Below are 265 nucleotides of genomic sequence, written 5' to 3'. Positions count from 1 at the left end.
GGCCAATACAGCTATCCCACCAGCCTGCTTTGCGTTCGTCGGCGGCGTGATAACCGGCGGCGTGATGGTGACCGCTGAGAGCATGACACACCAAAATCGCATTGCTGGCGTTGGCATTCAGTTCGCCATAGGTCTCTACTACCAGCTCATAGCGGCTCAGCATCTTGCCGCAGGCAAGTTCCAGCGGTGTGTCAAAATGGTAGGTCTGTGGGGTAACAAGCCCAACAGAATCTGCGGGCAATGGATCGGGCATTGGCGCGATGAC

The 265-nt window shown here is 57.0% G+C and carries 1 pseudogene; it reads right to left on the bottom strand.

Going from position 1 to position 265, the window contains the following annotated elements:
• Positions 1–253: pseudogene (locus AAEY75_RS15585) on the bottom strand (homoserine O-acetyltransferase); the annotation flags it as partial.
• Between the last annotated feature and the right edge of the window lie 12 nt (positions 254–265).

Origin of the sequence: Psychrobacter sp. TB55-MNA-CIBAN-0194 (genome assembly GCF_040309505.1) — a bacterium.
GTDB lineage: Bacteria > Pseudomonadota > Gammaproteobacteria > Pseudomonadales > Moraxellaceae > Psychrobacter > Psychrobacter fozii.
Note: the sequence above shows the minus strand (reverse complement) of the source record. Positions and strands in the feature narration are given on the sequence as shown.